Annotated in this window: 17 protein-coding genes and 1 pseudogene; 17 read left to right on the top strand and 1 reads right to left on the bottom strand. The window is 51.9% G+C overall.

Translation table 11 applies throughout. From position 1 onward, the window contains the following. Positions 1-2 precede the first annotated feature (2 nt). The 11 genes from AC1DWB_RS19200 (at position 3) to AC1DWB_RS19150 (ending at position 13,424) form a co-directional block, all read left to right on the top strand. Positions 3-1,964: a DHH family phosphoesterase gene (locus AC1DWB_RS19200; RefSeq protein WP_477542700.1), complete on the top strand. Its 1,962-nt coding sequence runs from the start codon at positions 3-5 to the stop codon at positions 1,962-1,964. Further along, complete coding sequence (gene rplI, locus AC1DWB_RS19195; protein WP_477542699.1) at positions 1,961-2,407, top strand: 50S ribosomal protein L9; 447 nt, start codon at positions 1,961-1,963, stop codon at positions 2,405-2,407. The genes AC1DWB_RS19200 and rplI overlap by 4 nt, the downstream gene beginning before the upstream one ends. Before the next feature lie 69 nt (positions 2,408-2,476). After that, the gene (dnaB, locus tag AC1DWB_RS19190; RefSeq protein WP_477542698.1) at positions 2,477-3,832 is read left to right on the top strand and encodes a replicative DNA helicase; all 1,356 of its coding nucleotides are present in this window, start codon (positions 2,477-2,479) and stop codon (positions 3,830-3,832) included. A gap of 172 nt (positions 3,833-4,004) precedes the next feature. Further along, positions 4,005-5,291 carry an adenylosuccinate synthase gene (locus tag AC1DWB_RS19185; protein ID WP_477542697.1) on the top strand — a complete coding sequence of 429 codons (1,287 nt, stop codon included), beginning with the start codon at positions 4,005-4,007 and terminating at the stop codon, positions 5,289-5,291. A 130-nt stretch (positions 5,292-5,421) separates the two neighbouring features. Further along, the gene (locus AC1DWB_RS19180) at positions 5,422-6,039 is read left to right on the top strand and encodes a hypothetical protein (RefSeq protein ID WP_477542696.1); all 618 of its coding nucleotides are present in this window, start codon (positions 5,422-5,424) and stop codon (positions 6,037-6,039) included. Positions 6,040-6,206: 167 nt separating this feature from the next. Then, complete coding sequence (locus AC1DWB_RS19175; RefSeq protein WP_477542695.1) at positions 6,207-7,745, top strand: M23 family metallopeptidase; 1,539 nt, start codon at positions 6,207-6,209, stop codon at positions 7,743-7,745. Between the two features lie 149 nt (positions 7,746-7,894). Next, the gene (gene yycF, locus AC1DWB_RS19170) at positions 7,895-8,614 is read left to right on the top strand and encodes a response regulator YycF (RefSeq protein ID WP_477542694.1); all 720 of its coding nucleotides are present in this window, start codon (positions 7,895-7,897) and stop codon (positions 8,612-8,614) included. Positions 8,615-8,630: 16 nt separating this feature from the next. Continuing rightward, positions 8,631-10,475: a cell wall metabolism sensor histidine kinase WalK gene (gene walK, locus AC1DWB_RS19165; RefSeq protein ID WP_477542693.1), complete on the top strand. Its 1,845-nt coding sequence runs from the start codon at positions 8,631-8,633 to the stop codon at positions 10,473-10,475. Next, entirely contained in the window at positions 10,472-11,746 is a 1,275-nt protein-coding gene (locus AC1DWB_RS19160; RefSeq protein WP_477542692.1) for a YycH family regulatory protein, read from the top strand. The genes walK and AC1DWB_RS19160 overlap by 4 nt, the downstream gene beginning before the upstream one ends. Before the next feature lie 44 nt (positions 11,747-11,790). Beyond that, positions 11,791-12,531: a two-component system regulatory protein YycI gene (gene yycI / locus AC1DWB_RS19155; RefSeq protein WP_477542691.1), complete on the top strand. Its 741-nt coding sequence runs from the start codon at positions 11,791-11,793 to the stop codon at positions 12,529-12,531. A 77-nt stretch (positions 12,532-12,608) separates the two neighbouring features. Then, positions 12,609-13,424 carry an MBL fold metallo-hydrolase gene (locus AC1DWB_RS19150; RefSeq protein ID WP_477542690.1) on the top strand — a complete coding sequence of 272 codons (816 nt, stop codon included), beginning with the start codon at positions 12,609-12,611 and terminating at the stop codon, positions 13,422-13,424. On the opposite strand, the gene AC1DWB_RS19145 is transcribed toward AC1DWB_RS19150, so the two are convergent. Next, a complete protein-coding gene (locus AC1DWB_RS19145; protein ID WP_477542689.1) occupies positions 13,390-13,599 on the bottom strand; it encodes a hypothetical protein in 210 nt (69 codons plus the stop codon). The genes AC1DWB_RS19150 and AC1DWB_RS19145 overlap by 35 nt on opposite strands. Positions 13,600-13,829: 230 nt before the next feature. Here AC1DWB_RS19145 and AC1DWB_RS19140 point away from each other — a divergent pair, with 230 nt between their 5' ends. The 6 genes and pseudogenes from AC1DWB_RS19140 to AC1DWB_RS19115 all read left to right on the top strand — a co-directional run. Continuing rightward, positions 13,830-15,053 carry a S1C family serine protease gene (locus AC1DWB_RS19140; RefSeq protein WP_477542688.1) on the top strand — a complete coding sequence of 408 codons (1,224 nt, stop codon included), beginning with the start codon at positions 13,830-13,832 and terminating at the stop codon, positions 15,051-15,053. Positions 15,054-15,057: 4 nt separating this feature from the next. After that, positions 15,058-15,225: a CxxH/CxxC protein gene (locus AC1DWB_RS19135; RefSeq protein WP_477542687.1), complete on the top strand. Its 168-nt coding sequence runs from the start codon at positions 15,058-15,060 to the stop codon at positions 15,223-15,225. A 115-nt stretch (positions 15,226-15,340) separates the two neighbouring features. Continuing rightward, entirely contained in the window at positions 15,341-15,823 is a 483-nt protein-coding gene (gene rlmH, locus AC1DWB_RS19130) for a 23S rRNA (pseudouridine(1915)-N(3))-methyltransferase RlmH (protein WP_477542686.1), read from the top strand. 634 nt (positions 15,824-16,457) lie between these two features. Further along, positions 16,458-17,720 (top strand): annotated as a pseudogene (gene ltrA / locus AC1DWB_RS19125) (group II intron reverse transcriptase/maturase). Between the two features lie 314 nt (positions 17,721-18,034). Beyond that, positions 18,035-18,745: a DUF1565 domain-containing protein gene (locus AC1DWB_RS19120; RefSeq protein ID WP_477542685.1), complete on the top strand. Its 711-nt coding sequence runs from the start codon at positions 18,035-18,037 to the stop codon at positions 18,743-18,745. Between the two features lie 19 nt (positions 18,746-18,764). Beyond that, on the top strand, positions 18,765-19,649 hold an 885-nt coding region (locus AC1DWB_RS19115; RefSeq protein WP_477542684.1), incomplete at its 3' end, for a choice-of-anchor Q domain-containing protein.

The raw sequence follows: 19,649 nt of genomic DNA, 5'->3' as shown, positions 1-19,649 counted from the left end.
TTATGCCGAAGTTTCTAGTGAATCGATGGCACGGCCTGCATATGTACGGGGTATTCGGACTGGTCCTGCTCTTGTCAGGTGTTCTTAGTTACTACGAGTGGATATTAGGCGTGGTCGGTCTTGTGCTTGGCGGAGTGCTCGCCTACTACACACTGGCAGCCGAGAAGGCGTTTCGCAAAGACTTGACGGAATACGCTGCAACACTCTCCCACCGGGTTAAGAAAGCCGGCAATGAGGTGTTCAACGAGCTGCCCATCGGGATCATCCTGTATGATGAAGACCGCTCTATCCAATGGAACAATCCCTACATGGCCCAGCTATTGAAGCGGGATTCGTTAATCGGGGACCCCTTGCACGAGTTATTCCCGACCTTGAAGGGCAAGACGGACAAGGACGGTCGGCTTGAGCTGAACGTGGGTAAGCATATTCTACAAGTCCTGGTCAAGGCCGAGCAGCGGCTGCTGTACTTCCAGGACGTAACGGCTCTGAGCACGATCAGCAAGCGATTCGAAGAAGAGAAGATTGCGATCGGCATCGTCATGATGGACAACCTGGACGAAGCTACGCAAGGGATGGACGATCAGAGCCGCAGCCTCATGCTAGCCAAGACGACAGGCGAGCTGACGAGCTGGGCGACGAAGTATGAACTGTTCTTGCGGCGCACAGCGTCCGACCGATTCCTGATTGTGATGAACAACAAGTCGCTTCGTATGCTGGAGCAGTCCCGGTATGACGTCTTGGATGACGTCCGGGACATGACGATTGAGAACAAAGTGCCGATGACGCTCAGCATTGGCATTGGCGCCGGCATGGACACGTTGGTGGAGCTGGGCCAACTGGCACAGACGAGCTTGGACATGGCGCTTGGCCGGGGCGGTGATCAGGTCGCCGTCAAGGTAGGCCAGCGGCTGTCCTTCTACGGTGGACGCTCCAACGCGGTTGAGAAACGCACGCGCGTCCGGGCAAGGGTGATCTCCCACGCGCTTCGCGATCTGATTCGCGACAGTGACAAGGTGATCATCATGGGACACCGCTTCCCGGATATGGATGCGATCGGGGCCGCTGTCGGGGTGTTGAAGGCGGTTCACATGAGCCAGAAGGAAGGTTATATCGTCCTGGAGGGCGTCAATCCTTCGATTCTCAAGCTGATGGAGACGATCAAGTCGGACGAACGGCTGAATCGGTGGTTTATCACACCGGAGCAAGCGATGCAGATTACGACACCACGCAGTCTAGCGGTTGTCGTCGATACGCACAAAGCTTCGATGGTAGCCGAGCCGAAGCTGCTGCAGATGACGCAGCGCATTATGGTCATCGACCACCATCGTCGTAGCGAAGAGTTCATCAACGAAGCTACACTCATCTACATGGAGCCATACGCCTCCTCGACCTGCGAGCTCGTAACCGAGCTGCTGCAGTATTTCCAGGAGCGGATGACGATGGAAGTGCTGGAGGCGACGGTGCTGCTGGCCGGCATTACCGTAGACACGAAGAGCTTCGCGCTGCGCACGGGTGCGAGGACATTCGAAGCCGCCTCGTTCCTACGGCGCAACGGTGCCGATTCGGGCCTTATTCAGCGCATGCTGAAGGAAGACCTGGAGGCGTACAACCGCAAGGCCGAATTGATCAAGCATGCTGAGGTGATCTATGAGCATATCGCGTTGGCCGTTACGACGCCGGGACGCAAGTACCCGCAGTTGCTCATCGCGCAGGCCGCCGACACATTGATCAATATGACCGACATAATGGCATCGTTCGTAGTAAGTGAACGGACGGACGGCCTAATCGGCATTAGTGCCCGTTCACTAGGCGAGATTAATGTGCAAGTGGTCATGGAACGGCTCGGAGGCGGCGGACATTTGACGAATGCGGCCGTGCAGTTGGAAGGCAAGGTAGAGGATGCTGTAGCGAAGCTGAAGCAAGTATTAGCACAAATCAACGAAGAGGAGGGGCTTTTCGAATGAAGGTCATTTTTCTGAAGGATGTTAAGGGACAAGGTAAAAAGGGTGAAGTGAAAGACTTGTCAGAAGGGTATGTTCGCAACTTCCTGCTGCCGCAAGGACTGGCAGCTATCGCTTCTGACGGCAATGTGAAGCAGTTGGAGCAGCAGAAGCAGGCCGAGAAGAAGCGTAAGGACAAGGAGAAGGAAGATGCACAGGCCCTTGCCGCGAAGCTAGGGGAGACGACGGTTGTGATCAAGGCCAAGTCTGGTGAAGGCGGCCGGTTGTTCGGTTCGATCACAAGCAAGCAAATCGCGGAGGAGATGGAGAAGCAAGGTCTCTCCGTCGACAAGCGCAAGATCCAGATGGACGATGCCATTCGCACGCTTGGCGTTACCGTCATTGCGATCAAGATTCATCCGGAAGTGACCGCGCAAGTGAAGGTGCAGATTACCGAAGAGAAGTAGGATCGCATTACCGCCATTATGGTTGAAGGTATAAGTAATAGGAATTATAGGAAATGTTAGGTGAGGGCTATGTCTGGGGAATTGTTTCTTGACCGCATCCCTCCGCAGAACTTGGAAGCGGAGCAAGCCGTACTGGGCGCGATCCTGCTCGATGGGGAAGCACTTATTACGGCTCTGGAGCGGGTTAGTGACGAAGATTTCTATCGTACGGCGCATCAGCACATCTTCGCGGCCATGCAGGAACTGGGTTCGGCGGACGAGCCGGTTGACTTAATTACGCTGACCGCCAAGCTGCAGGACAAGCAGCAGCTGGAAGATATAGGCGGTGTATCGTACTTAAGCGAGTTGGCCAACGCGGTTCCGACGGCGGCCAATGTCGATTACTATGCACAGATCGTCGAAGAGAAGTCGATGCTGCGCCGATTGATCCGCACGGCCACGCAGATCGTGAGCAACGGCTACGCCGGCGGCGAGGAAGTTAGCGACCTGTTGAGCGAGGCGGAGCGCAAGATTCTGGAGATTTCCAATCGCCGCGCGGGGAATGGGTTCGTGTCGATTCGCGATGTGCTTATGGAAGTGTTCGAGCGCGTCGAGTTCTTGTACAATCACAAGGGTGGAGCAACAGGAATCCCGTCGGGCTTCACCGACCTGGACCGTATGACGTCCGGGTTCCAACGGTCTGATCTGATCATCGTGGCGGCTCGGCCATCCGTAGGTAAGACCGCGTTCGCGCTGAACATCGCGCAGAACGTCGGGGTGCGGGCCAAAGAAACCGTCGCGATCTTCAGTCTCGAGATGGGCGCGGCACAGCTCGTCCAGCGGATGATCTGCGCCGAGGCCAATGTCGATGCTACACGGATGCGGACCGGGTTCCTGGAAGGCGACGACTGGGAGAAGCTGACGATGGCGATTGGGGCTTTGTCCGAAGCGAACATCTATATAGATGATTCGCCTTCCGTGACGGTCACTGATATTCGTGCCAAGTGCCGACGGCTGAAGAAGGAGAAGGGCTTAGGGATGATCCTGATCGATTACCTCCAGCTCATTCACGGTCGAGGTAAGGGCGACAACCGTCAACAGGAAGTATCCGAGATTTCTCGGACACTGAAGGGAATTGCGCGTGAACTGGATGTACCGGTCATCGCCTTGTCGCAGCTCAGCCGGGGCGTGGAGCAGCGGCAGGACAAGCGTCCGATGATGTCAGACTTGCGGGAATCCGGTTCGATCGAGCAAGATGCCGATATCGTTGCGTTCCTGTACCGGGACGATTACTACGACAAGGAATCCGAGAAGAAGAACATCATCGAGATCATTATCGCCAAGCAACGGAACGGGCCAGTCGGCACGGTGGAGCTCGTCTTCATGAAGAACTTCAACAAGTTCGTCAGCTTGGATCGTCAGTATGTGCCTGAAGCTGCCGGTTAGCTGGCTATATAGGCGTCTATCACGACAAATTCCGAACAATTGCGCGGGCGACCGTGTGATTGTTCGTTTTTATTGACTTTGCTATAGGGGACTGCTAAACTGGTAATGCCGCTCTCCGACGGGTGCGGCTATCTTGGTGTGTGTTTCTCACCATCTTACGGGGGTATGCGGGATGTCAACAGTTGTTGTAGTCGGAACCCAATGGGGCGATGAAGGGAAAGGAAAGATCACCGACTTTCTGGCGGAAAGTGCCGAGGTCGTAGCCCGTTATCAAGGCGGTAATAACGCCGGCCACACGATTTTAATCCAGAATAAAAAGTATAAATTGCACTTGATTCCATCTGGTATTTTCTATTCTAATAAAACTTGCGTAATCGGAAACGGCATGGTGCTGAATCCGGCTGCCCTTATTGAAGAAATTAACTACATTCATGAGAATGGGTATTCCACAGATAATCTTAGAATCAGTGATCGCGCGCATCTTATCATGCCCTATCACCTGCTGCTTGACGGTCTGGAAGAAGACAGCAAGGGTTCGAATAAGATTGGCACGACACGCAAAGGGATCGGTCCTTGCTACATGGACAAAGCGGCTCGTAATGGCATTCGGATCGCGGATCTGATGGATGCAGGCGAGTTCGAGCGCAAGCTTCGCCAGATGGTGGGCGAGAAGAACCGCGTGATTGAGCAAGTATACGGTTCCAAAGGCTTGAACGTAGAGCCGATCCTGACAGAATACTTGGGGTATGCAGAAGTGCTGCGCAAGTATGTAACAGACACATCGGTCGTGCTCAACAACGCCATCGATGACGGCAAGCGTGTGCTGTTCGAAGGCGCTCAAGGTGTAATGCTGGATATCGACCAAGGGACATATCCGTTCGTTACGTCGTCCAATCCGACCGCAGGCGGCGTCTGCATCGGTTCGGGCGTGGGCCCGACGAAGATTAACCAAGTTATCGGCGTAGCCAAAGCCTACACGACACGTGTCGGTGACGGACCGTTCCCAACGGAGTTAAGCAATGAGACGGGCGATTGGATTCGCGAGAAGGGCAACGAATACGGCACCACAACAGGCCGTGCTCGGCGCGTGGGCTGGTTCGACAGTGTTGTCGTCCGTCATGCTCGCCGCGTAAGCGGGATTACAGGCTTGTCGCTCAACTCGATCGACGTGCTCTCTGGTCTGGACACCGTGAAGATCTGCACGAGCTACATCTATCGTGGGGAAGTCATCGACCATTACCCAGCAAGCTTGAACGTGCTGGCGGAATGCGAGGCCGTCTACGAAGAGTTCCCGGGCTGGCAGGAGGACCTGTCGCAAGTGAAGTCGTTGGATGATCTTCCAGATAACGCTAGACGTTACTTGGAGCGGGTAGCACAGCTGACCGGCATCCCGATCGCGATCTTCTCGGTAGGTCGCAACCGTGAGCAGACGAATCTGGTTCGCCCTATATACGCATAATTCTAACCCCGGCCATTCTTGGCCGGGTTTTCTTTTTCCCCGAGCCTTTTAAATCAAGGCCAATCCGTCAATACTGGAAGCAAGAATATGGATTTCGCTTCTGGGAAGCGCTAAAAGGCGGGAAATCGACATGAAGATCGTAGGCTGGATCAGCAAATTGCTTGTGAGTGCCATCTTGGTTAGTACCATCTCGGTAGTTACGACAGCTTATATCGTAAACTCCTACATCACACAGCTACTCAAACCATTAAACTTGCAAATTTCACAGAAACCTCTCGAACTTTCAGATATTTGGAGTAATTTATGGGGAAAGTCGAATATACTGGGTCAAGAGGGAACTGTTGCAGACGCGCCTGTATCGGCTAAGGGCAATGGGAATGTCACTGGCAATGACCCAGGCAGCGGTACGAAGAGCAGCGCCTCTCAGGTTGGAAAGGAGGACTCTGTCGCAGCATGGGCACAGACGGGCAATAGCGCAAGTACGAATTCGTCCCAGTCTCAGGAACGCGCCTTAGTGATGTCGGAAGAGCAATTCCAGACCAAGAAGGAACAGTTATCGAACGAAGACAAGCTCGTTATCTTCTCTGCATTGTCAAAGCTCCCCGAAGCAGACATGCAAACGATCTCGACCCTTGTCGAAGACGGCATTACCTCTAGCGAACTTACGGAGGTGGAGAAGCTCGTGGAGCAGCATCTGAAACCGGAAGAGTACAAGAGGTTACTACAAATTTTACAAAAATACGAGTAATAGCTTACACATTCGCTTCATTCACGATCCTCTTCTTCCACACCTATTACGACTTTAGTCCCGGCGGTTGAAAATAGTAGACTAGCTGTGGTAAAGTAGAAACATTGGCAATTCGGCATTTGCTGTCGAAATTTGCCAGTTTCAAAAAAAGGTAAGAGGAGACAATCATGAACTCATTCAAGGCATCCGAGTGGGTCAAGGCTGCAATGGAGAAATCCAAGCAAGCTTTCACCAAGACCCGAAGCTCAAGCTTGACTGAACCAATCAAGGATCGAAAGCCTCTTCATCACGCGATTTCCATTCTACGAGCGTACAGGCTTCGTCTGTTGAAAGGGGTAGGCGCTCTTGGGCTCCTGGCTTCCGTATCAATAGGCGGCAACCAATATGTGAAGCTTCACACGTATGAGGTGTTTCATGTGTATGTCGGCGATCAATTGGCCGGTACCGTGAACGATCCGAAAGTGGTAGAGGATTTCATTATGGGCAAGTACAAGGAGATAGAGACAAATAATCCCAGCGTACATATGGTCCTGAATTCCGAGGCAGTCAACTATAAAGCTGAAAAGGCTTTCAACCTCCAAAGCGACAATGCAGGTGCAATCGATGGCGTGAACAAACTGTTGGTTACCAAGGCGATTGGTGTCGAATTGGTCGTCAACGGCAAGGCAGTTGGTCTAGTTAAGGACAAGGAAGCAGCCGCTCAGCTTCTGGAGCAAGTGAAGACAAAGTATGTTCCCGCGACTAAGGTGGCGGGTGCAGTCAGCGTACTGGCGGCCAAGGCCGAGCCGCAGATCGGGCAGCCTGTCATCCAATCTGTAAGCTTCGTAGAACCGGTGGAGATGAACACCAAGGAGATTAAGCCGGACCAGCTAACCGATCCGCAAGAGATTATGAAGAAGCTGGAGACAGGCGACGTCGCACCGACCAAGTACACCGTAGTACCAGGCGATTGTGTCGGCTGTATTGCCAAGAAGCTGAGCATTCCCCGGCAGCTTATTTACGAGAAGAATCCATGGATTGTAGACGATAAGATTAAAGTAGGCCAAGTATTGGATCTGACGGTACTCAAACCCGCGCTAACCGTTCGTACAGTAGAGAAGGTTGTGGAGAATCAGGAGATCCAATACGATACGGTCTATGAGAAGGATGAGAACATGCGAGCCGGCCAGACCCAGACGATCTCGCCAGGCAAGAATGGACTGAAGAAGGCTACGTTCCAACTGACCAAGGAGAACGGTTATCTTGCCGAGGAGCAGTTACTGGAAGAGCAAGTGCTAGAACAACCGGTATCCGCAGTGGTGAAGAAGGGAACGAAGGTCGTTCTTGGAGAAGGAACAGGTAAGTTCGCTCGACCAGTCCTAAGCCCGAGCATTTCCAGCAGCTTCGGGATGCGATGGGGCAAGATGCACAAGGGCATCGACATTACCGGCAATAAGAACATTATGGCGTCCGACAATGGCATCGTCATCTATGCAGGCGATAAGGGCGATGGCTATGGCACCCAGATCATCCTCGATCATCAGAACGGGTATCGTACGGTTTACGGCCATCTGAGTCAGGTCCTAACCTCCAAAGGTAAGGTCGTGGAGAAGGGCGAGAAGATCGGCATTATGGGCAGTACCGGAGACTCTACTGGGACGCACTTGCACTTTGAAGTACAACGCAATGGGGTAGCGGAGAATCCTTTGAAATTCATTTCTATGTAACAAACCAGGGTTTCCAGAGGTTGGGTAACGACCATGATGTCGTTATTCGGCCTCTTTTTTATTTGCGTGAGACATCAGACGGGAGGAGTTTGTGGGCATAGCTCGACCGGGTGTGGTAAAATGGAAAGAAAAGCAGGGCGGTGGCGGGAGTGCACGGGAAAATCCTGGTGGTGGACGACGAACAACCGATTGCGGAAATATTGAAATTCAATTTGGAGAAGGAAGGCTATCAGGTCATCTGTGCTTTTGACGGTGGTGCGGCTGTAGAGCTGGCCTTGTCAGAAGACCCTGACTTGATTCTGTTAGATATTATGCTCCCGGTGAAGGATGGCATGGACGTCTGCCGGGAAGTACGAGCGAAGAAAGACATCCCGATCATCATGCTTACGGCGAAGGACTCGGAACTGGATAAGGTGCTCGGCCTGGAGCTAGGCGCGGACGATTATGTGACCAAGCCATTCGGTACCCGAGAGCTGCTGGCACGCGTCAAGGCCCATCTGCGCAGGCAGAATAAGTCGCTGCCCTCTCAACAGGAAGCGGCAGAACCGACCGGACTGCGTATTCACCGGCTTATGATCGACAGTGATATGTATATCGTCTATAAGGATCGTCTACCGCTCGATCTGACGCACCGCGAATATGAGCTTGTGTATTATATGGGTAAGCATTGCGGACGGGTCATGACTCGCGAACATCTGCTTCAGGCGGTGTGGGGTTTTGAATACTTGGGCGATGTCCGTACGGTGGATGTGACCATTCGCCGTCTGCGGGAGAAGATCGAAGATGATCCGAGTAAGCCGGAGTACATTATGACTCGACGAGGGCTCGGGTATATGATGCGGAATCCGAGAACCGGAGGGCCAGTCTAGGCCAAGGGGGCCGACTATGAAAGGCATGAAGCTGTTCCAGACGATTCAAACCCGACTCATTATTATATATGTGTTGCTGATTCTTATCGCGATGCAGCTCATTGGGGTGTATTTCGTTCGGACGATGGAGCGATCGTTCATCGACAACTTCACCACGTCGCTGAATACACAGGCCGGGCTGCTGGCTGGGTTCGTCGACCGCTATTTGTCGGAAAGCCAGGATGCAACCGCTACGGAGGAAAGCAAGAAGTCGTTCGCCGACTTGAACGGGATCGTGAACAGCTTGTTCGACATTAGTGCGGCGGAGATCCAGATTATTGATGCGAACGGAATCGTGTTAAGTACGTCTTTGCAGAGCAATGCTGCCAGGGTCGGACAGAAGAATCTGCAAGCGGAAGTGATCTCGGCGCTCCAAGGGATTAAGGACAACGAGTCGGATCTGATCGATGAGAATGGCGAGCGCAAGAAGATCGTAGCGCAGCCAGTCGGTAACGGCTCCAAGGTGATCGGGGTTGTATACATCGTGGCTTCCATGGAGCCGCTGTACAAGACGATGAACGGGATCAACAAAATCTTCCTAACCGGGACGATTATCGCGTTAGTGCTCACGATCGGGCTGGGCGTCATCCTATCGAATACGATTACGAATCCGATCAAGGAAATTACTAGACAAGCGACTGCGATGGCTGAAGGGAACTACAATCAAGTGGTCCGTGTAAAAGGCTCCGACGAGATCGGGCAGTTGGGCCATGCCTTCAACTATATGACAGACCGGCTGAAGGACGCGCTCGCGCTCAACGAGGAGGAGAAGGAGAAGCTTTCTTCGATCTTGTCGAACATGAACGATGGGGTAATTGCTACCGATGATCAGGGCAAAGTGATCGTCATCAATCGACGTGCTCGACACATGCTGCGCATCGGCAATACGGACATTCGCTATCAGGAAATATGGGAGATCCTCGGGATGCCGCGAGAAGCGGTGGAATCCCATACACGCGGACAGCAGCAGATGGCGCTTATTCATGTAGGCGACGATGAAGAGGATGAGCCAGTTACGATTCGGATCATGTTCACGCCGATCTATCGTCGGGATAAGGGGACGGCCGCCGGCACGATTGCCGTCTTGCAGGATGTTACGGAGCAAGAGAAGCTGGAACAGGCCCGTCGTGAATTCGTGGCGAATGTGTCCCACGAGCTGCGAACGCCGCTTACGACGCTCAAGAGCTACTTGGAGGCATTGGACGACGGAGCTGTTGAAGATCAGGCGTTAGCTCATCGGTTCGTAGGTGTGATGCGCAATGAGACGGAGCGGATGATCCGACTGGTGAACGATCTGCTGCATCTGTCGCGTCTCGATTCTCGCAAGGCTCAGCTGGCGAGGGTGCGAACGCACGTCCCGGAGATGCTGGAGGAAGTCGCCGACCGCTTTTCTTTCCAACTGCAGCAGAAGAACATTCAAATCGCGATTAGTGTCGACAACCAAATCGGCGAGGTGAAGCTGGATCGCGATCAGATTGATCAAGTGCTGGACAATCTCGTGTCGAATGCGATCAAATATACGCCGGAAGACGGGTTTATTCAAATATTCAGCAAGAAGCTGGACGACAATTGGATGGAATTCCACGTTCAGGACAACGGAATCGGCATTCCTAAGAAGGATTTGAGCCGCATCTTCGATCGGTTCTACCGGGTGGATAAGGCTCGCTCACGCAGTATGGGCGGCACAGGACTAGGCTTGTCGATTGCCCGGGAAATAGTAAAAGCCCACGGCGGCACCATCACGCTAGAGTCAGAATACAACCACGGAACCCGGGTCACATTCACGTTGCCCTTCCAGCAGTGGGAGGGGGAGCCGGTATGATGGAGAAGCTGAAATCGATATTACTCGCGGCACTCATCGCTTCGAGCTTGGTCCAGAGCTACTTCCTCGTATTCAGCGAGCCCCGGCATGATCCGGTTAAGCAGAATGAATATGTGGAAGCGGACACGATCGGTACGCAGGTGTCGGTAGAGGAGCTGCTGTTCCCGGAACAGATGATTCTGCATTCCGGCAAAGAAACGCATACCGTCCTGTACCCGAACAATCGGTTCTATACGATCATCTTCGAATCGCTCAAGAAGCGAACATTCGACAGCTTCCGGCGCACATCGACGATGACGGCCAACTTCGAATGGGAAGAGATCCGCAATAAGCAGCCAGGCGTAGAGCTTCGATTTCGCGGGGGAGTCCCCTTCAACATTCTGAAGTCTCTATTCGAGTTGAAGGGTGATTTACCGCTCGACAACGAGATGGTTACGCGGATCTGGATCTATACGAAGGACGTGAAGGAAGATGTGAAGACATTCTTCATGACCGAATACAACACCTACGAGGCGAGAGCGGACTTGAATATTAAAGACGTGGAGGGGTATGTCGGGTTCAATGAGTTGCAGACGACCTACCATTCCAAGGATGGCGATATCTATTTGCCCGACAAGCCGATAGAGATGACCAAGTACCGCATTCCATTCGAGCCGATGACGGTAGAACAGCTGATGAAGACGCTATTCGTCGATCCGCGCAATACGCGGAACTTCGGTAATCGTGACGGGTCTCAGATCTACACAGATGCGAAGCGGGGGCTGCAGATTAAGAATGATCAGCTGTGGATGAGCTATTCCGACCCGATCCCCTCTGTAGACAGCCGCAACGATGTGCGGGAGAACCTGAACTCCGCCGTGGCGTTCGTCAATCAGCATGGGGGATGGAATGGCCAGTTCGCGGTCAAGTCCATTCCACAGATGCCGGTCATCGGCCGTCAGCAGTTCACATTCCGCCAGTATTACGATTCATTCCCGATTATGAGCGATCGCGCGGAAGGTTTCGGCCTGATCAAGCTTGTGTTGCAAAAAGGGGTTGTGGCCAACTATGACCGGTCGATGGTGACCTTGGAGAATCGCAGGGTAGAGCGAAGCTTGAAGACGATTGAAGGTGGCAAGCATCTGGATGACTGGCTGATGGTTTCGTCTAAGCGCGCTTTACTGGCCGCGATCTATCCGGCTTACCAGCCGGTGGTGCAGGACAAATTCATGGAGCTGAATCCGGTGTGGATCGCCGAGTATAGAGATGGCACATATGAGACGATCAAGTAAGGGCTGCGGCCGCACTATGCAGGGGGAGAGGGGAGTCGGGTAACATGGATTGGAGTCGAGCCAAAACCATATTGATCCTCTCTTTTCTGCTGCTGAATATGACGCTTGGCTACGAGCTATGGGCGAATCAGTGGTTGGTCGGAGATAAGAAGACGACGGCTGATCAGGCGGTCGAGCTCAATAAATTGCTGCAGAATCGCGGTATTCGGGTCGGTACGGAGATTCCCAAAGACGTACCCAAGATGAAAGAGATTGTGGTAAAATGGGTCGAAGGGAACAACTACGGTCGAAAAGTCACGTTGGTGGAACCGCTCAAGTACAATCGATTTATTAGTAAAGGCACGTTGAAGGATCTTACCAATCATTCGATCCCGAACGCTGAGGTGTACCGCTACGACCCGATTACGGGCAAGGATGGCCTGTATGGGATGAACCAGATGCATGGTGATTATCCGATGTTCGATGTGAATCTGGAGTTGTATATGACTAACGGGGAAATAAGTGCGTATAAACAATCGTTCGTCGAGGTAGAGGCGACCGATGACAAGGAAGAGAAGAAAGTCATTCCGGCCTATACCGTGCTGCGAGCGCTGACCGAGAAGTATTTACAGAATGGCGCAGTTATTCAGGACATTCGGCTCGGGTATCACGGGCAGCTGTACGACTCGGAGAAAAAACTGCTCGTCCCTACGTGGCGGGTGGCGGTTGAAGGCGGCGATGTGTATTATGTGCACGGATTCCGTGGCGATGTAGAGAACCCGCAAAATCGTGGCACGACAAAGTGATGGAATACATAAATATAAGGGCGCTTAGTGTGGAAGTTCTAGTTAGATACAAGTAAATAGGGATGAAGGAGAACGTCATGTCTTTGCGATTCACAGTATTGGCCAGCGGTTCGACCGGCAATTCGCTGCTCGTCGCAAACGAGCAAGCGAAGGTGCTGGTGGACGCAGGCTTGAGCATGAAAAAAATCGAGCAGCTCATGCAGGAGCGGGACGTACACGGGAAAGAGCTGGACGCCATCCTCATCACGCATGAGCACTCGGATCATATTAAGGGTGTCGGCGCTTTGGCCCGCAAGTACGACCTCCCAGTGTACGCCAATGAGAAGACCTGGGAAGCGCTCAACAAGCATCTGGGCGAGCTAGCCGAGGATAAGAGGGTGGTCATGGAAACCGGCGAAATGCTGGAGTTCGGATCCGGATCACTACAGATTGAAGCTTACTCGATCTCTCACGATGCTGCTGATCCGGTCGGTTATTGCTTCTATGATGGGGAGCAGAAGCTAAGCCTGGCTACGGACTTGGGCTACGTAAGCAGTAAGGTGAAGGAGAAAATCTCAGACTCCAACGCCTTGATCCTGGAGTCCAACCATGACGTCGAGATGCTGCGTGTCGGCCACTACCCGTGGAACATCAAGCGCCGGATTATGGGCGACACGGGGCACTTATCGAACGATGCAGCAGGCCAAGCGCTATGCGAGATGATTTCCGAACGGACGGAGTCCGTCTACTTGGCCCATTTAAGCCGGGATCATAATTTGATGGACTTGGCCAAACTGACCGTGAATAATGTATTAGAAGAGGGTGGCTTGCCGGCGGAAGGCCGGAAGGTGAAACTGATGGACACCTATTTCGACCGATCTACGACATGGGATAAGCTGAATCGGGAGTCATGAGCGAATCGAGTTCAACCACCTTGGACTCGATTTCTTGTCGGTTCAGCAGCCCCTTCTCGATCAGCAACTCCATTAAGGCGCTAATCAGCAGACTGTTGCGGTAATGCTCTTCCTTCAGATCCGCCAGCTTGGCGATCATGTTGACTTCTTGCAGGTGGGAATGGATTCGGTTCATGGCAATCTCTCCTTTTATTGGTATTCTCTCGATCTTCTTCAAGGAATCTAGTAGAATAGTATGATAGGCTTCGTAGATTTAGAATCTCTTTTCCTGTGGTTAGATCAAAAAGGTTATTATTAGTGTAGGCAAACATAAGAGCCGCCATTCGTGGCGGTGCACGTTGGGGAGAATCTATTTTATTACGGTATAGATGGATAGATCGGGTCCTTGGAGGGAGAGAAGCGGCTATGAGCTTGTTTGACGACGACTTTTACACAACGAAGGTGACGAAGGCAGCTCCATGGAAGAGTGATTGGTCCAGGCGGGGCTGGAAGAGTCAGCACAAGCTCGGGGTTGTGGCAGCATCTGCAGGTGCCGGCATTGTGCTGGCGGTGGCGGTCATCTGGGCCGCATCATCCCTCGGTACTTCGACGGAACCCGCTCAGCAAGCGGCTGCATCCGCACCCGCGATGTCAACGGACGATTACGTGCAATGGCGCAGCGATAAAGTGGTGAAAGCCGTGAATACGGTGAAGCCTACAGTGGTGAGCATCATTAGCGCGGGCAAGGACCCTGCCGATAAGAACCAGACGCAAGCGCAGATGATTGGCATTGGTTCCGGCGTTATTTTCCAGAAAAATAGCAATCGCGCTTATGTGGTCACGAACAACCATGTGGTGCAGAACGCTACGCAAGTCGAGGTCGTGCTGGCGAATGGGGAGCATAAGAAGGCAACGGTCAAAGGGAAGGACCAGATTACCGACCTGGCGGTGCTGGAGATGGATGCGGACGGGATTAAGGTGTTCGCGGAATTCGGCGACTCGGAGAAACTGCAGTCCGGAGAGACCGCGATTGCGATCGGCAATCCGCTCGGGCTCGGGTTCTCGCAGACGACGACCGTCGGGGTGATCAGTTCTCCGCATCGGCGCATCCCGATCTCATTCGCGAATGACGGCAACTACGACTGGGAGATGGACGTCATCCAGACGGATGCGGCGATTAATCAAGGCAATAGCGGCGGCGCGCTCGTCAATCTCGAGGGCAAGGTCGTCGGGATCAACAGCATGAAGGTGTCCGAGACGGGTGTCGAAGGGCTAGGATTCGCGATACCGATTAATCAGGCCAAGGATACGATTGAGAGCTTGATCAAATACGGCAAGGTGAAGCGTCCTTACTTGGGCGTGACGACCGATTCACTGCGCTCCTACAAAGGCGTGGAAGGGTTAAAACTGCCGGATAATGTGAAAAATGGTCTTATCGTCATGGACGCACTCGGCCCGGCCAAGGATGCGGGACTTGCCGTTAATGATGTCATTACGGAGCTGGACGGGAAGTCGGTGTCCACGAATCTGATGCTGCGGCAATACTTGTACTCGGAGAAGAAGATCGGCGATAAGCTTACGGTGACGTACTATCGCGGCAGCAAGAAGGCGACCGCGACGCTTACGTTAATCGAGAGGAAAGAGGAATAATCGCATGCTCGTGGTTTGCAAAGAACATCTGGAGCTCGCACTCGACATCTTCGTCGACGAGTACGAAGAAGCGCCAGACATCTATGACTTGAATGATGTGAAGTTCACCGCCTGGGAGCCGCCGGCTCACTGTGAGCGGTGCGGGAATGCTCCGCAATATTTGGTTATTTGACTATTTCGGGATGAGCTGGAACAGGACTTGGACAGGAGGGGAGAACGGGATTTAGGGTTCTCTTCTTTTTTATTTCTTCTGGAAAGATGGATTCTATGAAGGGGTGTTGACGGCTTTGTTGATTCAGATTATAGCGGTAGGGAAGCTGAAGGAGAAGTATCTCATCGACGGCATCGCGGAGTATGTGAAGCGCATGACGCCTTATGCGAAGCTGCAGATCGTCGAGGTCGCCGAGGAGAAGGCGCCTGAGCGGCTGAGCGCTGCCGAGGAAGCGCAAGTGAAGCAGCGCGAGGGTGAGCGCCTCCTCGCCGCGATCAAGAGCGACGACACCCACGTCATCGCCCTCGCGATCGAGGGCGAGGCCTGGTCGTCGGAGGAGCTGGCGCGCCATATCGACGAGCTCGGCACGTACGGCCGCAGCCAGCTCGCCTTCGTCATCGGCGGCTCGCTCGGCCTGGCCGACGCCGTGCTCCAGCGCGCCGCACGCAAGCTGAGCTTCGGCCGCCTCACGCTGCCGCATCAGCTGATGCGGCTCGTGCTGGCCGAGCAGGTGTACCGCGCGTACAAGATTATGCGCGGGGAACCTTACCATAAATAGAGCGAAATTTTTATATGGGGTTGTCCCAAAGGTCTGATCGGAAATCAGACAAGTTTTCTCCTAGGAGAGAGCTTGTCTTCTTTGTGCGCCCAGCATGGGCGATATCTATAGGGTGTAAGTCCCGAGTGACAAAGGCAGTAGTAGTCATTAGCTTAAGACAAGGGTGTCGACCGCGAGGTCGAATCTGAATGAAGTCGGCGGCAAACCTCCGTTTCGAGGAACGCGAATCTCATACCAGGCTACGTTCGTTGGATGAGGCTGCAAAGCAAGCCAAAGTCCTTACTGCCGAAGGCGAACGGGAGTAAATGAGGCGAATAGGGAGGGAAAGATAGCGTTCTTACCTGGGGAGATCTGTACGGAACGCGGAGCAATCTCCGTAACTCTGCTTGTGAAAGTAGACTGAACGTACAGAAGTCAGCAGAAGCCATATTACGCAGAGTGTTGCAACACCTGCGGAAGGGCTGAACATGAAATAGGTATTTGTGCATCAAGGCGTTCAGGATGAGTGATGAAAGCAGAAAATCCGAAAGGAACTGACTGGAGAAGGAAGCGGTGAATCCATGTGGGGCTCCAGCAGGGCAGAGCTCATCTCTGGCACAAGAGGAAGGTACAAATCACGTAAGGAGTTGTAGAAATGTTGGAACAGTTGCTGTCACGGTGTAAAATCTTCTTAAAGCATTAAACGTGTGGAAGCAAATAGAGGAAGCCACGGCGTAGATGGCATGTCCGTAAAATTCTTACGCGAACACATCAAACAAAATTGGCAGATCCTACGACAAGCGATAGAAGAAGGAACCTACCAACCAAGCCCCGTGCGTCGGGTCGAAATCCCGAAAAGGCGTCAGATTGTTAGGTATACCTACCGTGACAGACCGAATGGTTCAACAGGCAATCGCTCAAGTGTTAACACCATTGTTTGACCCACAGTTTTCTGAGCATAGTTATGGGTTCCGTCCTAAAAGGCGCGGACATGACGTAGTGAGGAAAGCTGGAACATTCATGAAAGAAGGATATCGATTCGTAGTCGACTTGGACTTGGAGAAATTCTTTGATCGCGTCAACCATGACCGTCTAATGATGAGGATCTCGGAGAAAGTGAAGGACAAGAAAGTCCTCTTACTCATTCGGAAATACCTTCAATCTGGTGTAATGGAGAATGGGTTAGTTAAACCGACATTAGAAGGAGCGCCGTAGGGTGGGCCACTGAGTCCGTTACTATCTAACATCGTACTGGACGAACTGGACAAACTGGACAAAGAATTAGAGAAGCGTGGACACCGTTTCGTCCGCTATGCGGACGACTGTAATATCTACGTGAAAACGAAGAGAGCAGGCAAACGAGTCAAGGCATCCGTAACCCAATTCATCGAGACAAGACTGAAACTAAAGGTAAACCAAATGAAAAGCGCGGTAGACCGTCCATGGAAACGGAAGTTTCTTAGATTTAGTTTCAATGTGAATAAGAACCCGAAGGTAAGAATTGCAAAACAATCCTTATAGAAAGCGGAGTCTAGGATTCGAGAGATTACGTCTCGAAGAAAATCGATGAAGATGGAAGAGAGATTTAAGAAGCTGAACCAATATCTTATTGGATGGTGCGGATATTTCTCGCTTGCGGACACGCCAAGTATCTTTCAGCATCTGGATTCGTGGATACGAAGAAGGCTGCGAATGTGCCTTTGGAAGCAATGGAAGAAACTGAAAACCAAAGTCAAAAGGCTTATATCCTTAGGCATGCCGAAGGATATAAGCCTATGAGTGGGGGAATACCCGAAAAGGGTACTGGCGAATTGCAGGAAGTCCGATCTTGCATCGAGCATTGGGAAACCAATACTGGGAATCCAATGGATTGAAGAGCTTAACGGACAGATACAACATATTACGGAATATTTCATGAACCGCCGTATATTGAACGGTACGTACGGTGGTGTGAGAGGCCGGGGGCTAGTCACCCCCTCCTACTCGATTTTGTCTGTGAGGAGAATGAAAGTATACCGGAATTCGACTATTTTGCTACGTTCGTATAATAGAATGCGTGAAGGTAAAATGGTACGCTTCATCTTTGAGGGTGTGTTTACTTGAACAATTGGCCACTGCTGTGATCGCCCATTGGAAAGGTAATCATTGTGTCGTGGTCACGAAGAATACAATTTTTAAAAAGCACGTTATGAAACTAGGGGTAGAATAGATTCTACTCGAGAGGATGAATGAATGGTGGGAAATTGGAAGAGTAAGTGGTTTAGTGCATTCATGGTCGTAGTCTTGCTGTTCGGCGGATTATGGCCGGGGCTCGGTATAGATCAGGTGAAGGCGGCTGGGCCGACGATTATTTATGTGAAAACGGTGACAGATGGCGGTGATGATGGAAAAGATGGGTCCAGTTGGGGGAGTGCTTTCGCTACGCTGCAGCAAGCATTGGAGAAGGCACTTGCCGGGGATCAAATATGGATGGCGGAGGGAACGTACTTTCCGACTAAAAACGGAACAGGGCGTGATCGCCATTTTGAGATGAAGAACGACGTTGCCATATACGGCGGTTTCATGGGTAATGAAGATCCAGGCTTTTCTCTCGGTGATCGCAATTATACTACCCATAAAACGATACTTAGCGGGGATTTTGACGGAAGTGATGCGAACAAAGCATACCATGTGTTTTACAATCAACTTCCTAATTTAAATCAAACTGCGATACTGGACGGTGTAACAATCACCGGTGGGAATGCGAATGGGAGTGGTGGTTTCAATTATGAAAGAGGCGGCGGGATGCATAACATTCAAAGCAGCCCAGCCTTGACGAATGTGACGTTCAGTGGCAATAAAGCTATTAATGGCGGTGGGATATATAACAGTTATGGCAATACAATCATGACGAATGTGACGTTAAGCGGCAATATAGCTGGTTCAGGCGGGGGGGGTGTATAACCTTTCAGGCAAACCAACCATGGTGAACGTGACGCTAAGCGGTAATAAAGCTGAAGATGCCGGTGGCGGGATGGTTAATTTTAGTAGCCATACAACCATGACGAACGTGACGCTAAGCGGCAATAAAGCTATTAATGGAGGCGGGATGTTTAACCAATCTTCCAACCCCGTCTTGACGAATGTGACGATCAGCGGCAATACAGCTACTAATGCTGGCGGCGGGATATATAACAAATCTAGTAGTTATCCTAACATACGCAACAGCATTGTCTGGGGTAATACCAACGTAATAGGTCACAGCGTTTTCAATGAGACCAGGTATAATCCCTCCATTCCAAAAATTAATCATAGTCTCATCGAAGGATCAGGGGGCAGTGGCAACAGTTGGGACACAGATCTTGGAGTTGATGGGGGTGGAAATATAGATAAGAATCCTATGTTAATAGATTATAAGCCGGCAATGATTGAACCCACAACCGAAGGGGATTACAGATTGAGACCCTATTCACCTGCCATTGGTACCGGGGACAAAAGTGTATTCGCTGATGGACAAAATCCGAATCTATCGGGTATTTCCACCGATATTGAAAGGAACCCACGCATTATAGGTTTGCAGGTCGATATGGGAGCTTACGAATATCAAGTGTCGGTCATAGAATTGAAGGCATCGCCAACCCCCGTCGAATTGAGACGAGGGACAACTCATTCACAACAGTTGTCGGTGACGGCAACCTTGTCAAATTTAGCTACAGACGATGTGACTAACTCCACAACAGGAACTACCTATACGAGTGGGGATCCAACAGTTGCAACGGTAACAGCGGATGGACTGATAGAAGCCAAAAGAGCAGGCACAACGACAATCACGATAGCTAATAGCGGCATAACGACTACCGTCGAAGTT

The organism is Paenibacillus sp. P4_E11, from assembly GCF_056401635.1.
Note: the sequence above shows the minus strand (reverse complement) of the source record. Positions and strands in the feature narration are given on the sequence as shown.

Bases quoted from the DNA above. Each gene is read 5' to 3' on its own strand.
- AC1DWB_RS19200 (WP_477542700.1), top strand. From the start codon at position 3: ATGCCGAAGTTTCTAGTGAATCGATGGCACGGCCTGCATATGTACGGG.
- rplI (WP_477542699.1), top strand. From the start codon at position 1,961: ATGAAGGTCATTTTTCTGAAGGATGTTAAGGGACAAGGTAAAAAGGGT.
- dnaB (WP_477542698.1), top strand. From the start codon at position 2,477: ATGTCTGGGGAATTGTTTCTTGACCGCATCCCTCCGCAGAACTTGGAA.
- AC1DWB_RS19185 (WP_477542697.1), top strand. From the start codon at position 4,005: ATGTCAACAGTTGTTGTAGTCGGAACCCAATGGGGCGATGAAGGGAAA.
- AC1DWB_RS19180 (WP_477542696.1), top strand. From the start codon at position 5,422: ATGAAGATCGTAGGCTGGATCAGCAAATTGCTTGTGAGTGCCATCTTG.
- AC1DWB_RS19175 (WP_477542695.1), top strand. From the start codon at position 6,207: ATGAACTCATTCAAGGCATCCGAGTGGGTCAAGGCTGCAATGGAGAAA.
- walK (WP_477542693.1), top strand. From the start codon at position 8,631: ATGAAAGGCATGAAGCTGTTCCAGACGATTCAAACCCGACTCATTATT.
- AC1DWB_RS19160 (WP_477542692.1), top strand. From the start codon at position 10,472: ATGATGGAGAAGCTGAAATCGATATTACTCGCGGCACTCATCGCTTCG.
- yycI (WP_477542691.1), top strand. From the start codon at position 11,791: ATGGATTGGAGTCGAGCCAAAACCATATTGATCCTCTCTTTTCTGCTG.
- AC1DWB_RS19150 (WP_477542690.1), top strand. From the start codon at position 12,609: ATGTCTTTGCGATTCACAGTATTGGCCAGCGGTTCGACCGGCAATTCG.
- AC1DWB_RS19145 (WP_477542689.1), bottom strand. From the start codon at position 13,599: ATGAACCGAATCCATTCCCACCTGCAAGAAGTCAACATGATCGCCAAG.
- AC1DWB_RS19140 (WP_477542688.1), top strand. From the start codon at position 13,830: ATGAGCTTGTTTGACGACGACTTTTACACAACGAAGGTGACGAAGGCA.
- AC1DWB_RS19135 (WP_477542687.1), top strand. From the start codon at position 15,058: ATGCTCGTGGTTTGCAAAGAACATCTGGAGCTCGCACTCGACATCTTC.
- AC1DWB_RS19120 (WP_477542685.1), top strand. From the start codon at position 18,035: ATGGTGGGAAATTGGAAGAGTAAGTGGTTTAGTGCATTCATGGTCGTA.